11 protein-coding genes are annotated in these 13,720 nt (G+C 40.8%); 8 read left to right on the top strand and 3 right to left on the bottom strand.

What is annotated here, in order from left to right; all coding sequences use genetic code 11:
- Positions 1 to 17 precede the first annotated feature (17 nt).
- Both QQK00_RS15555 and QQK00_RS15550 read left to right on the top strand, forming a co-directional pair.
- Complete coding sequence (locus tag QQK00_RS15555) at positions 18 to 2,792, top strand: DUF2339 domain-containing protein (RefSeq protein ID WP_284218555.1); 2,775 nt, start codon at positions 18 to 20, stop codon at positions 2,790 to 2,792.
- Positions 2,793 to 3,330: 538 nt separating this feature from the next.
- On the top strand, positions 3,331 to 4,662 hold the full coding sequence (locus QQK00_RS15550; RefSeq protein WP_284218554.1) for a carbohydrate-binding protein: 1,332 nt from the start codon (positions 3,331 to 3,333) through the stop codon (positions 4,660 to 4,662).
- 119 nt (positions 4,663 to 4,781) lie between these two features.
- Here QQK00_RS15550 and QQK00_RS15545 read toward each other — a convergent pair whose 3' ends face one another.
- On the bottom strand, positions 4,782 to 6,131 hold the full coding sequence (locus QQK00_RS15545; protein ID WP_284218553.1) for a class II 3-deoxy-7-phosphoheptulonate synthase: 1,350 nt from the start codon (positions 6,129 to 6,131) through the stop codon (positions 4,782 to 4,784).
- A gap of 225 nt (positions 6,132 to 6,356) precedes the next feature.
- Here QQK00_RS15545 and QQK00_RS15540 point away from each other — a divergent pair, with 225 nt between their 5' ends.
- From QQK00_RS15540 to QQK00_RS15525, 4 genes are all read left to right on the top strand, one after another.
- Positions 6,357 to 6,914 (top strand): sigma-70 family RNA polymerase sigma factor, encoded by a 558-nt coding sequence (locus tag QQK00_RS15540; RefSeq protein ID WP_284218552.1) that lies wholly within the window; start codon positions 6,357 to 6,359, stop codon positions 6,912 to 6,914.
- Positions 6,899 to 7,699 carry an anti-sigma factor gene (locus tag QQK00_RS15535; RefSeq protein ID WP_284218550.1) on the top strand — a complete coding sequence of 267 codons (801 nt, stop codon included), beginning with the start codon at positions 6,899 to 6,901 and terminating at the stop codon, positions 7,697 to 7,699. Before QQK00_RS15540 ends, QQK00_RS15535 begins: the two co-directional genes overlap by 16 nt.
- A gap of 2 nt (positions 7,700 to 7,701) precedes the next feature.
- Positions 7,702 to 8,964 (top strand): alginate export family protein, encoded by a 1,263-nt coding sequence (locus tag QQK00_RS15530; protein WP_284218548.1) that lies wholly within the window; start codon positions 7,702 to 7,704, stop codon positions 8,962 to 8,964.
- 220 nt (positions 8,965 to 9,184) lie between these two features.
- Positions 9,185 to 9,733 carry a lysozyme inhibitor LprI family protein gene (locus tag QQK00_RS15525; protein ID WP_284218546.1) on the top strand — a complete coding sequence of 183 codons (549 nt, stop codon included), beginning with the start codon at positions 9,185 to 9,187 and terminating at the stop codon, positions 9,731 to 9,733.
- A 250-nt stretch (positions 9,734 to 9,983) separates the two neighbouring features.
- Here QQK00_RS15525 and QQK00_RS15520 read toward each other — a convergent pair whose 3' ends face one another.
- Both QQK00_RS15520 and QQK00_RS15515 read right to left on the bottom strand, forming a co-directional pair.
- Complete coding sequence (locus QQK00_RS15520) at positions 9,984 to 11,513, bottom strand: hypothetical protein (protein WP_284218544.1); 1,530 nt, start codon at positions 11,511 to 11,513, stop codon at positions 9,984 to 9,986.
- Between the two features lie 389 nt (positions 11,514 to 11,902).
- Entirely contained in the window at positions 11,903 to 12,430 is a 528-nt protein-coding gene (locus QQK00_RS15515) for a Crp/Fnr family transcriptional regulator (RefSeq protein ID WP_284218543.1), read from the bottom strand.
- A 96-nt stretch (positions 12,431 to 12,526) separates the two neighbouring features.
- On the opposite strand from QQK00_RS15515, the gene QQK00_RS15510 reads away from it, so the two are divergent.
- Positions 12,527 to 13,258, top strand: a complete 732-nt coding sequence (locus QQK00_RS15510) for an SDR family oxidoreductase (RefSeq protein WP_284218542.1) — start codon at positions 12,527 to 12,529, stop codon at positions 13,256 to 13,258.
- Between the two features lie 2 nt (positions 13,259 to 13,260).
- Complete coding sequence (locus QQK00_RS15505) at positions 13,261 to 13,716, top strand: DUF2141 domain-containing protein (protein ID WP_284218540.1); 456 nt, start codon at positions 13,261 to 13,263, stop codon at positions 13,714 to 13,716.
- The last annotated feature ends 4 nt before the right edge of the window (positions 13,717 to 13,720 follow it).

Here is a 13,720-nt window from a genome sequence, read left to right as displayed (position 1 = left end):
CTAACTGGAGAAAGTAAATGGATGGTTCTGTTCTTCTTATATTTTTAATTGCAATTGGTCTATTTATATTTGTCGTCGGTGGCGCTGCAATGGGATTTCGCAACGGTTCGCGACTCAAAGCCTTGCAAAGCGAAGTCACTAAACTTATCGCAATAGTCGACAATCAAAAAAAGCAGCTTGCTCAGTTACATAAAACACTTTCCGATACTTCAAGGTCAAAAAATGTTGAACCGTATTCAAATGATCAACATGGCACACAAAACGACCATACAGATGCAAAGCCTGTTGATACGTCAAACACTGGCACTCGCTTAAAAAGTACTGACGGCCAAAAAGTTGTGCCATCGACACCTGACACCATAGCAGCTTCAGCAAGCGTACCGACGGCATCTTTAAAAAATCACCGCCCTGCTACACCAAAGAAAACACATGATGCGCATAAAACTAAGACGTCTTTCAATCTAGAAACCTTTTTAATGGGCAATGGCTTGTTATGGATAGGCGCTATTATTCTTTCATTCGGTGGAGTATTTTTAGCTAAATACAGTATTGAAGCAGGTTTATTTCCACCACACATACGTATTATAAGCGGCGCTATATTCGGTGTTTTACTCATCGCTGTTGCAGACTATTTATATCGTCACCCAGCGCGTTTTAACATTAATACTCCGTTTATCAGTGCCGCGTTGGCAAGTGGTGGCGTCATCACTTGTTTTGCTATGACATACGTGGCATTTGATTTCTACGCATTTATAACGCCATTAGTGGCATTTGCTATACTTGCGTGTATCGCAACTGCCGCAGCATGGCTATCATTAAGATTCGGCCCACTGCTCGCTGTCATCGGCATCATTGGCGCATATCTTGTGCCAGCACTAGTGTCGACCGGTTCAAACAACATACTCGCTTTATTGATATATGTTGCGTTGGTATCTTTATCCTCAACATTAGTTGTAGCGTCCGTAAAAAAATCGTGGCTATGGTACTTGACGGCTGCCGGACATTTTTTATGGATGTTTATCGCCATTGTATTAGGTGATGCGTCCCACGCCGTTGTCATACTTTGTTTCGCACTTATTTCTATTTATCTATTTGTACTTGTGCCGATTTTAGGTTGGCGTTTAGCGCAAACCGTCAGAGTAGCATTTTCGTTGAAAGCGTTGATCATTCCGAGAAAAGAGCAGCTAGGAATTATTCTGCCAGCAATCGCTATCGGCCTATTCTTCTTAATACACATGTTCTGGAACAGCGAGAATGTAAATACGATGTTGTGGATACTCACGATATTCAGTGTCGTGCTATGCATAGCGCCGATAAAACATAGCGCCTTCGATACATGGCCCTTTATTGCATTAGCGCTAGTGTTATTTACTTATCTAAACTTGCCGATTGAATACGATTATAGCGATAACTTATTCGTCTTTAGTGGCCACTATTTGGTCACACAAGTTGCATTTTTCTCATTTGCGTTATACGCATTTTGCGTACACATCGTGTTACGAAAAGCGTCGGTAGAACGCCCAGCATTTTTACTACTACTAGTCTTAGCACCGTTGCTAATTATGGGCATAAGTTACACCTTCTCGCCCGCTGAAGCAGCACAATACCTCTACCCTGTATACGCAACAGAGTTGTTAATTACTGCCTTAACGTTTACTTACCTTGGCGTTAAAGAAAAATCACCAATGACAGCGGTCACCTATTGGCTATTAGTGAATGGCGCTATTACGCTGACTTGCACCATGCTATTGAGTGCCAATACATTAACGCTCGCGCTGGCAACACAAATCCTGCTTATGACCTATTTGGGTCTTAAATTTAATGTGGCATTACCTGCTTGGTTATTCAAGCTAGCGAGCATTGCGATTTTAATCCGACTAACAGCATCACCTTGGCTTGAGCAATATGCAGAAGAAACTCTATTTACACTGCATTGGTCGATTGTTGTTTACCCTTTAGTACTTGGCATTCTTTGGCTAGCAAGGCGACTTCAGCAATCGCCGAGTATAAAAATCTGGCTAGGCGGCGCTATGTTGCATGTCCTAGCATTAATGGTCACAACCGAAACAAGCTACCTATTGATGGGGCAATACCCGCAGTTTGGCGACATGAGCTTTAAGCAAAGCGTATTGATGGCGATGAACTGGCTAATACTCAGCGCAGTGTATTTATGCCGTAGCCAATATTCTTCGATGAAGCGTCTATATCAAGTTTTCGCTGCCATATTGATCACTGGTTTGGCGACAATCCACATAGACATTTCATTCATCAACAATCCATTCATGACCATACAAGAAACGGGAAGTAACATAGTATTTAATTGGCTACTCCCACTTTGGTTAGTGCCAGCGGCACTATTGTTCTCATTAACCAAAAGCCAAGTACTCAAAAATTTGAGTCGTGGCGCTCAGCTAACAAAACTATTTACAATAATAGCAGCAGTTTTTACGGTGTTTTACGTTAATGGTTTAATTAGAACGAGCTTTAATCCTTATTTGCGTATCGATTTCAATGCATTCGATTCGGCTGAATTATATACTTATTCTATAGTATGGTTATTCGCGGCCATTGGTTTAATTGTTTGGGCCAAAAAATTCTTAAATGAAAAACTTAACCGTATTGGCTTTTCAATCTTGGCTATTGTGGTATTAAAAGCATTTGTTGTAGATATGGCGCATTTAGAGGGAATATTGAGAGCGGCGTCGTTCATTGGTTTGGGCTTGTCACTTGTCGCGTTGGGTTGGTTGTTTCAGCGCTTTAGGCAAAATTCCGATAAAGAAGCCAAATGCTAAAAGAGTGACAATAAGCAACAACTGTGGTTTTGTTACCACACATGAAATACCTACAATGAAATCGTATTTTAAATTATGCCCGCTTTACCAAATTACAAAGGGGACTGCTAATTACCGCCCTGTTGCTACTTACCTTTTTAGTTACTGTCTCTGGAAGTAGATCGCACGAATCTACATAAAAAAATGAAACACTTAGGTATAGACAAAACGACAAACTATACCTAAATAGATGTTCACTATGCGATACTGCTCCCCTACTTCTGGGGTATTTCGCTAATTCTTTTACATGTCAAGATCCCTTTGAAACTAGCCTGTCACAAGGATGGCCCTCTCCACGTATCAGCTTTTTTCATATGTTTTCATCATTTTTCATTTGTCAAAATGCATAGCCGGGACATATAAAAGTAAGTTGAATTAACATTCTTTGTTATTCGTATCAATGATTCAATATCGACAATATGCACACACTTTAAATACGCAAAAAGACAATAACATTAGACGATTTACTGGACGTTCAAATGATGGAAAAAGAGGAAAAATGCAGAACATTTATATTATAACCTTTATCGCATTAACAATTTGGCTTGTGGGTTGTGGCGGTTCATCTTCGGACAGCGAAAATACGCCATCCCCAGCACCGACACCGCAGGTCCCTTCTCCTAGCGATCCGCCACCAACAAGCCAGGAAGACATCAACGTTGAACTTGAAGACTGGCAGTTTACCGGTGGCAGTTTTGACGGCTTTAATCGTCATAATTTGACTGTTGGAGGCGCCATTAATTCGAATCAAGCTGGTGACTTTGCTGAATATGAGGTTGATTTAGATAAGGGAATTTATCGCGTCATTTTAGAGGCGGCGACCCCCATTGAAAAAACACCTACGCAGGTACAATTGCATTTAAATGATTGTTTGATTGCAACAGCTAACGTGCAATCCACCAGTAGTTGGAATCTATTTGCTGACAATGTTGTGACCGACCAGTTAGTAGTCTCGACGTCAGGGCAACAAACACTCAAAGTAATCGGTTGGGGAGAACCCGGTACATGGCAATGGAATGCAGATCGACTTGTGATCAGCCGCGTTGGAAATGCGCCAAGCACTGCTCCACCGTGTGAAACGCCACCAGCTTTGCCACCAACAGTACCAAGCGTTGAAGAAACACTCGACCATGGCGAGGTAATTGACGGCAAACAAATATCGCCTTCTGGCTACACGGCAACTTATCCATACCGCGTGTATTTGCCCAATACTTACACTACAGAAACAACAAAACCATATGATGTGCTAATCATCACTGACGCCGAATGGAATTTCGACAGCTTTGCGAGAGAAGTAGACAAAAATCAACGACAACTCATTTTAGTTGGTCTTGAAAATGCGGGGCGCAGGGACAATGATTTTAGACTGCCATTTGCACAAACTTACATAAATTTCATTTTAACTGAGTTTGTACCTCATATTGTCGAAGAGTATCGAGTAAAAGAAGACACGCTAGCATTTGAGGGCTTTTCATTTGGGGGGCTAATGGTAGCACTTAGCATATTCTATGATGATACAGAGGCGCCTAAATTTAAGAATATCCTCTCTATCGATGGCTCATTTTGGGATCGCAGCGCAGACATTTACAGTTTATTAGATGAGCGCCATACTGAGAATGAAAACCTGAACATTAACGTTGTACTCACTGGTGCAAAACCTGGACAAGGTAACGGAACAGTGGTTAGAACTTTTGCAACAAGGTTACGTGAGCAAGGTTTTAAAGGGTTAACCGTGCATGAACTGCACTATGACGTGCCGCATGAACAGGCAACAGATATCACAATAGTAGATTCTCTGGATTTAATGTATGGCGTTGGTGGACCGCAATAGCAGATACTAGCGCTAAATTTGCAAGCTAAATTTGCAAATAGAAAGGTCGCTTCATATTGCTGTGAAGCGACCTTTTCTAATGTCGTATTTGGCTAGTCAATAATAAACGTTGCTAGGCACTACACTTTTGCATTTTTAAGATAGTCTGCAACCAAAAACGCCATTTCAAGCACTTGATCGGCATTTAAACGTGGATCACATTGAGTCTTATATGCTTCGGCTAGGTCGTCGTCACTGATTTTGTAAGCGCCACCGGTGCATTCTGTTACGTGCTGCCCCGTCATCTCCAAATGAATACCGCCGGCATGTGTCCCTTCCGCCGCATGCGCGTCGAAGAACTGTTTAATTTCACGCAGTATTGCATCAAAATTTCGTGTTTTATAACCACTTGAGGCCTTAAATGTATTGCCGTGCATTGGATCAGAACTCCACACAACATGGCGACCTTCGGCTTTAACTCGACGAAGTAATCGAGGCAAATTATTCGCTAAATTGTCTGCTCCCATGCGAGTGATAAGCGTTAGACGCCCTGGAATATTGTTTGGATTCAAAGCATCAATCAGTTGAATCAACTCATCTTCACCCATGCTAGGTCCAACCTTTACGCCGATCGGATTGTTAATCCCACTAAAAAACTCTACGTGAGCATGGTCGAGTTGTCGCGTTCGTTCGCCAATCCATAACATATGGGCAGAACAGTTGTATGGTTTACCCGTCAGTGTATCGATGCGCGTCAATGCTTGTTCATAATTTAGCAACAACGCTTCATGGCTAGTGAATAAAGATGTTTCATGCAGCACTGAGGTATTTTCGCTATTTAGACCAATCACGCCCATAAAACCTAAGGTATCTTCAATACGTTCCGCAAGGTCTTGGTACTTGTCTTTCAAAGGATTGTTTTCAAGGAACGTCATATTCCAACGATTAACTTGGTGTAAATCCGCTAAGCCACCTTGTGCAAATGCTCTCAATAAATTTAAAGTAGACGCACTTTGATGATAAGCGTCTAACATACGAGTAGGATCTGGTTCGCGTGCTTCTTTTGTAAATTCGAAGCTATTGATAATATCTCCGCGATAAGACGGTAATGCCACACCATTTATTTCTTCTAAATCAGCAGAGCGAGGTTTAGCGTACTGTCCAGCCATACGCGCTACTTTTGTGACAGGGCATCGTCCTGCAAACGTAAGTACTACGGCCATTTGCAATATGACTTTGAAGGTATCTCTAATTTTTGGCGCATTGAACTCGTTGAATGACTCAGCACAATCGCCGCCCTGAAGCAAAAATCCATGCCCCATGGCGATATCACCTAACTGCTTATAAAGTTGACGCGTTTCTTCAGCAAATACTAATGGCGGATAACTAGCCAACTTACTCTCTACATCATTAAGTTGCGCTTTATCATTGTAGGTGGGTTGCTGAAGAATCGGCTTATCTCTCCAACTATCTATACGCCAATTTGCCACGGTTCGTCCTCGTTATTTATGTATAGTGAAAATAAGGCGACAGAGGATATCACAATACGCATAAAATTTTATCCTCACTGAAGATTATTTATCAATATTATGCTTAACTCTTACTCACAATATTGCAATGCAATTTTCTGACTTGCTGCAACTTTTCACTTGGACACGTCGTATGTGTCACAAACGGAATGATTGAATAGGCAAATACGATAGGATTTATCGACAATGATTGACCCCCAACCGCCGCAATTGGAAGAATTACTGGCGAGGTGTGCATTAAATGACCAAGCTGCTTTTGCGCAACTTTATAAAAAGGTTGCCAGTAAATTAAACGGCATCGCCTATCGAATATTAAACAACGTCGACAGCGCGAACGAAGTATTGCAAGAAGCGTTTGTGCAAATTTGGAATAACGCAAGCGAATATCGACAAGATAAAGCTGAACCAATGACCTGGATGGCGTCGATAGTTAGATATAGAGCCTATGACCGTATCAAATTCGAAAAACGGCGAATTGAAGGCGCGCAAATAAAGGCGGATATAGAAGGCTTTGACGATATTGCAGACAAACGTACTGACGGCATACAACTATGTGAGATAGATCAACAACTTACAGACTGTTTAGCTGACTTAGATGTAAACCAACGAAAATCAGTTTTAATGGCTTACTACTATGGCTTCAGTCGAGAAGAAATATCCAGTCAATTTGAAGCACCAATTAACACCGTAAAATCATGGATCAGACGAGGCATAGAGAGGTTACAACAATGTCTAGGAAATTAGAAAACACCGTGATTCAACGATATGTAGCGCCAGAGGTTGTCGATCACTTAGCGTCAAATTATGTTACTGGTTTACTTAACGCACGAGTCACGCGCCGTGTAAATAAACTCAGAAAGCAGTATGACTACCTTGCGTTAGACACTAGAATTACATACTGGGAACAAAAGCTAGCGCCGTTAAATGAACAAGTCCCCGCATTAGCGCCAAAGCCCGAAACTTGGAAAAATATTCAGCAAAGTTTACATCTGACTGACAGCAAATTGGCGACAAAACAAGCTGAACAACAGGGGCAAAGCTGGTTTAAGTGGCCTTCACTATCTATGTGGCAGTTATCCAGTGTATTTTCATTAGTTGTTTGCGTTGTGCTTGGATTCCAACTTATTAATCAACCTGCTATTACACCAACAGTGCCAGATGTACTAAGTTACATTGCAGTATTAGAAAGTGAAAACGAAACACCGCAGGTTGTTGCCTCAACGTATGGAGAATCGAAGACGCTTGTGCTAGATATATTGACCTTACCCGACATTGATACTGAGCAATCATATGAATTATGGGTAACATCAAAAACTGACAACCAAACGCGTAGCCTAGGTGAAATACCAAAAGGTACCACTAACTTTGATCGACAACTGTCTGAAGCAGAGTGGCGACTCATTGCAGACTCCTCATTCTTGCTCATATCAATAGAAGATGAAGGTGGCTCTGCACTGGGCGAACCTAGCGAAGACGTTATATCCAGAGGGCTTTGTATTCGATTAGCAGAACGTGAGGTTCAGATTTAACAATGAAGTTAACATTGAGTTTGTTTATTTTTATCTACATCACTCCCCACCTGTTTGGCTGCGCAACACTGGCATTTGCGAACGAGTGGGATGTTAGCCCCACTGCGCGATATCGGTATCTACAAGTAAATGATGAGCAAAGAGGAGACGCAACGGCAAACACTATAAAGCTGCGAATAAATGCTAAATGGGACAGTGAAAATGCCCTTTCAGCATTTGGTCAGTTTGATCACGTTTATGTATACGATGAAGACAGTTATAACTCAGTGGCAGTGCAACGCCCTACCAGTCCAATTCCTGATGTAGCAAGCACGGAAGTCAACCAAGCATGGATCAATTATACCAGTAACAATGATTGGCAAGTTAAAATTGGACGACAAGTAATCAACTTAAACAACGAGCGCCATGTGAGCAGCGTTGAATTTTGGCAAAATGATCAAAGCTTTGATGCTTTTTCCTTTACTTATAATGACGCCATTCACTGGGATATTTCATATCAATATATCTCTAAAGTACACCGAATATTTGGGGATGATGCTGAATTAACGTTAAGTACTGACGACAGTCGCTTTCCCGATATTACTCGTCGACCATCTAGCGAATTAGGTAATCATTCTCACAATACTCACTTGCTAAACGTTACGTATAATGTGAATCAGTTTTTAGAGCTCAGTTCATACGCGCACCTTATTAAAAACGAAAGCGCTAGTATATTTTCGAGTGACACCTACGGACTTAGAATAACCGGGGAAGTTAAACCCAGTACAATTAAATATGGATATACCGCAGACATCGCGCATCAACGCACCTCCGACGACAATCCCTGGGATTATTCGGGTTACTATGCTTTTGCAGAAGTAAGTGCGCAATTTAACAGCCATAAATTTGCTATTGCGCATGAGAGATTAAGTGAGGACAACGGATTTGCATTTGCAACCTCACTCGGTAACAACCACAAATTTTTAGGGTGGGCTGATGTATTTACCAGCTATACCAACGCTGATGGTATTAGAGACAGTTTTGTTACCTATCGCGGCAGAAAAGCCAAACTGCGCTGGCGACTAGTTGGGCATCACTTTGAAAGCGATACTACCGGTAAAACCGCGGGTAAAGAGATAGACCTTGAAGTTGCCTACCGATTTACACGTAAATGGGAAGCCACCTTATTGGCATCTAAATATTTCAGCAAAGGCGGCATTGAAGGCATTAAAGCCTCAGAAGGTGATTTGTCTACTTGGATGGTTTCGTTGTCGTATAATATTTAGAAATTGTCTTTGGGTGCCTAGTTCGTGGACGACACTACCTATATACGTACTTATCAAATCTTGTGCATGCGATAAGATAATGGACACTAACTTTGCGACATAATGTCTAGAACAGTGTCCAATAAAACTTGAGCGTTACAATCTGTTTATCATGCAAACTATTTATCATACAATCTTTAATCAAACATGAAGTCATATTTATCGGTGGTCTGTTTTATAAATGTATTTAGCTAAATTTTTCGTATTTGTTGGGATAATTGTCGTTTCTTTTTCGTCGTCAGTTTATGCCGCCAGTTTTGATTGTCATAAAGCGACCTTGGTATCCGAACGGCTTATTTGCGGCAGTAAAGATTTATCTAATTTAGATGTGAAGTTAAACCAACTTTATAAGCAAGAGTTAAATAAAACTTATGTCAACACTGAGACTTTGGTCTTTGAGCAACGTGAATGGCTAAAAAAACGGAATCAATGTGAGTACAGCTTTGATTGCTTAAAAGCCCTTATCACGCAACGAATAGCGGAGTTTAAGCCAATCACCACTCAAAGCGCCGCATACTCTTGGGGTGGAAAACTAAGGGCAGAACCAAACTTAACGAGTAAACAAGTTGGCTCTACTAAGGAGCGACAAGCAATCGTCGTATTACAAAAAACGCCCGATGTAATGAATGGCTACGCTTGGTTTTTAATTGAGGCAAATGGCATTACCGCCTATCAGTGGGGTGGTATTCTCTGCGCGCCAGGCATCACTGGCAGCTATTGTGCTAACTAGTTTAAGCACCTGAATTGTTTTTTCTATCATGGCAGTTAGTTGGCTGTTCATCGACAGTTCAGTAAGCTAGTAAATCCTAGCCGGAAGACAAGTTATTGAAGTACTGCGCCCAAACTTATGTAAAAGCACTGGTTTGAACGTTCGGATAGAGGTAAATCACACATTCGAACTACTTAGCGTGAACACTGGATAATTTACCTCGCACTCTGATACGCAAAGTACAGAGTGCGATTACAAAGATCAACAAGCCCTAAAACTGGTCAACAAATTGCAATTTATGGCCGCTGGCACGCTGAGCATCCGATACTAACAATAAATATTGGTTACTACTATTTTCATCAAGCGTAATAGAAATGTCATCAATGATAATCTCCACACCATCAATTTCAGCGATAGCAAATACTTGGTAAGTGTTGTTGATTAGATTGAGTGTGGTTGATTTCCCAAACAACATGCTACGTTGATTTCCAGCAGTACTGATAGTTTCATTTGCTTTTACAAAATATGCGGTGACAGACGAAAAGTCTTCAGAATGTGAGATATTGAGCAGCTCTATTTGCTTATGGTATAGGCCCAGCGTGGTCGCATTATTTACCAGCACTGTATTCACTTTGGCACGGAGCGCGTCTACGATACCATCATTGTTTTCATCGATAACATCATCCCCATCGTCATCGACAGCTTCTTCTGACCAATACAAAAACATTGTTTGATGGCTATTTTCAGGCAATTGTAATAGTTGATTTTCTATAAATGAAGTGTCGTTAGCGTCATTCACAATGTTCATCCGAAAATCGCCACTATCGACTAGTAATGTTTCACTGAAATCACTAAAATTTAGTGCATCAATATCGTGGCGGATCTCATTATTTTCTCCATTACTTGTTTGATGGATCAGCGTTACATCGATTTTTTTAGCATAGTCTGCATGAAGTTGATGCGCATCTAGTCCGTTGAAAACTGAAAGCTTGGCGACAGATTCAGCAGCTGGGTGAGATAATATGCCACTGTTAGTTATTTGATCGACCACAAACGGTGAGCTACCGCTCCCAAAGTTTTCACGAATTGCAACGACATATTGAGCATTAAATGAAAAGCTTATCGTGCCAGATTCATATAACACGTCATTTGTATCCGCGTTTGCAATGTAAATTTTATACTGGTCTTGAGCATATTTGCTATTTTCAGAAAGAGATTCAAATACACTTGTCTCGATCAGTTGCGCTTGCTCAAATGTTTCATCCTCTGCTGATATAAAGACATCAATGTTTTGATACTCCGCATGAAGATTTAGCAGCCTAAGGTTAAACACATCATTTTCACTGTCTTCTATCACTTCCGTTTCGTCACGTTCAGTAACTGAAAAGTGCAAGACGGAGGGTGATTCAACAGATGCAGACATAACTATCCAATGGGTGGTGTCTGCTTCAATAGCAATGTTGTTTTCATGAAGCAAATCCAAATCAGAACGTGCGCTGCTATCCTCATCTTGCCACGCAAGTTCTGCTTTATAATTGTTAGGAGGTAAACTTGCCCTCGATAGCGATGAGGTGTAACTAATAGCTTGAAACGTCGTTTCATATCCATCGTCACTGGTATCTTCATCTTCCAAGGTCAAATATATAGGCGGTGAGTCCGCAGATGCATTATAAAACTTCACGTAAGCGGTTGCGTCATCGTCATCACTGTCACTTCCGCTTGAACAAGCACTTAGTGCAGCAATAGATAAAAGCAATAAACTTGCTTTAAAAAGGGTAAACATAGGCAATGGATTAGCCATATACACTCCGTATAAAGTGGGCAAAATAAGATTAAATTGAATGATTTACTTAAGCGCGCTTATGCGAAGGTAAGAGGGGCGACTAATGCCTTGGTTCAGTAGCTTTACAAAATGCAGACAAAACCTTACATTTCTTTACAAACGGCTGAGATAAGTAGTAACTGCTATGCGAAGTGATGATTTCGTTGATAGCTATTGTATGATTGGTAAATAGTATTTCAAATACATAGCTTTGCACTACTGCTTGTCCAAAGTTCATATATGCTCTCCTCCAGTATTGCAAGGTTTTTATAAGTGGATAACAGGAACAGGATTGCTGTCATATATTCGGCCTATTTATGAGCTTTTATATTTTGAGCTCTGACCTTGATGTAAATCGCGCATAGCGTCTATGTAATTGATGGTTTGTGTTTAATTCTGCTCAATGCAACAGGTGTAATACCTAAATACCGCGCCATATCATTTTGAGTTACTCGTTGATGAATATCGGGCGTCGATGCCAATAATTGCTGATATCGCTGTTCGGCCGATAAGGTCAGTAATTCAAATTCTCGGCGTTCCTTTTTGATACCAAATTGCATTAGTAAATCGATCACCGAATTCGCCACTGAAAGGTTTGATAGCGCTATGTCTTTTATTTTGTCGTAAGACAATTTGTACACACTGGTATCTTCAAGGCAAATCAAACTAAAGCTACATACATCTCCCTGCAATGCTTTAATACTCGCAATCGTGTTGCCTGTGAACAATAGCGATTTGACGTATTCTTTTCCGTCCAAATCCAAATAGTACGCTTTTAAAGCCCCCTGCTTCACCAAATATATAGAGTTACTTTTAGCCCCTTGAGAAAATACGTGAGCTCGTTTTTTGAAATGCTCAATACTCCCATGTTCATCCATTAATGCCTGAAATGTCATTTTTTAACCTATGTTAACGATATGCATTGTTCGATTGCCTATTATCCGCAGTAGTTCCAGTCAAATTCGTTTTATAACACCTTATTAGGCAGCAATATGCAATTGATAAATAAACACATACTGATCACCGGTGGTACGTCTGGTATCGGTTTAAAAATAATAGAAAAGCTGTACCCTCAAAATATTGTCTATGTGATTGCCCGTAACGCTACGAAAATAGACGCCTTACGACAAAGGTTTCCTAAACTCAAGGCTTATCATGCCGATTTAGCAAACAGTATCAGCTTATACAATGCAATAAAAACCTTACAGTCAGACACTAAGACCTTAGATATTCTAATAAACAATGCGGCAATTCAGCATGCTAATCAATTGACAGACAAACACTGTTCTGTCGATGCAATGCACGAAGAAATATCTGTCAATTTCGCAACCATATGCAGTTTATGTTTTTGGTGTTTGCCTATGTTGGCGTCTCAACAAACAAGTATTATCCTCAATGTAAACTCAGGTCTAGGACTTGTGCCTAAAGGCAGCTCTGCTGTGTATTGTGCGACAAAAAGTGCCTTAAACAGTTTTTCACTTTCTTTACGCCATCAACTTACCGACACATCTGTAAAGGTATTGCAGGCATTTTTGCCAATGGTAAAAACGCCAATGACAGAAGGCCGAGGCAGCAACAAAATCAGTGCTGACTCTGCTGCTAGCGCAATCATCAAGGGAATCGAAAATCTCACCTTAGACAACGATATCGGAAAGGTAAAACTGCTTCGAATACTATCTCGTTTATCGCCATCAATGGCTTTGCGTATCATGAGGAAATACTGATCATGAAAAACTTACTTTACATATACATCACGATAGGTCTCCTAATGCCAATGACATCATTCGCTCAAGCCCAAGACAATAAAATTACTGTTGAAGTTCAGCAAATTGACACCAGCCGTGGGGGCAACATTTTGCTCATGCTATTTAGCGAAAAAGGGTTTCCGAAAGTACACGATGATGCACTTTCACAATATTCTTTGCCTGTTCACAGAGATACAAATTCATTCACCGTTTCGGTAAATGTTCCAAACAATATTCAAGAATTAGCGATTAAAATTCTGCATGATGAAGACGGTAGTGGCAGCGTTACCAAAAATTGGACTGGAATATTCCCTAGAGAGGGACTTGGCTTTTCGAACGGGGCAAAAATACGCTTCGGCCCACCAAGTTTTAAACAAGCAAAGTTACATATCAAGGATATAAAAAACACACTATCCATTCCCATTGTCTACCCATAAGGTA

It is taken from the genome of Agaribacter marinus (assembly GCF_030160655.1).
GTDB classification, from domain to species: domain Bacteria; phylum Pseudomonadota; class Gammaproteobacteria; order Enterobacterales; family Alteromonadaceae; genus Glaciecola; species Glaciecola marina.
Note: the sequence above shows the minus strand (reverse complement) of the source record. Positions and strands in the feature narration are given on the sequence as shown.

Coding starts and splice junctions, on each gene's coding strand:
- QQK00_RS15555 (WP_284218555.1), top strand. CDS start 18: ATGGATGGTTCTGTTCTTCTTATATTTTTAATTGCAATTGGTCTATTT.
- QQK00_RS15550 (WP_284218554.1), top strand. CDS start 3,331: ATGCAGAACATTTATATTATAACCTTTATCGCATTAACAATTTGGCTT.
- QQK00_RS15540 (WP_284218552.1), top strand. CDS start 6,357: ATGATTGACCCCCAACCGCCGCAATTGGAAGAATTACTGGCGAGGTGT.
- QQK00_RS15535 (WP_284218550.1), top strand. CDS start 6,899: ATGTCTAGGAAATTAGAAAACACCGTGATTCAACGATATGTAGCGCCA.
- QQK00_RS15530 (WP_284218548.1), top strand. CDS start 7,702: ATGAAGTTAACATTGAGTTTGTTTATTTTTATCTACATCACTCCCCAC.
- QQK00_RS15525 (WP_284218546.1), top strand. CDS start 9,185: ATGTATTTAGCTAAATTTTTCGTATTTGTTGGGATAATTGTCGTTTCT.
- QQK00_RS15520 (WP_284218544.1), bottom strand. CDS start 11,513: ATGGCTAATCCATTGCCTATGTTTACCCTTTTTAAAGCAAGTTTATTG.
- QQK00_RS15515 (WP_284218543.1), bottom strand. CDS start 12,430: ATGACATTTCAGGCATTAATGGATGAACATGGGAGTATTGAGCATTTC.
- QQK00_RS15510 (WP_284218542.1), top strand. CDS start 12,527: ATGCAATTGATAAATAAACACATACTGATCACCGGTGGTACGTCTGGT.
- QQK00_RS15505 (WP_284218540.1), top strand. CDS start 13,261: ATGAAAAACTTACTTTACATATACATCACGATAGGTCTCCTAATGCCA.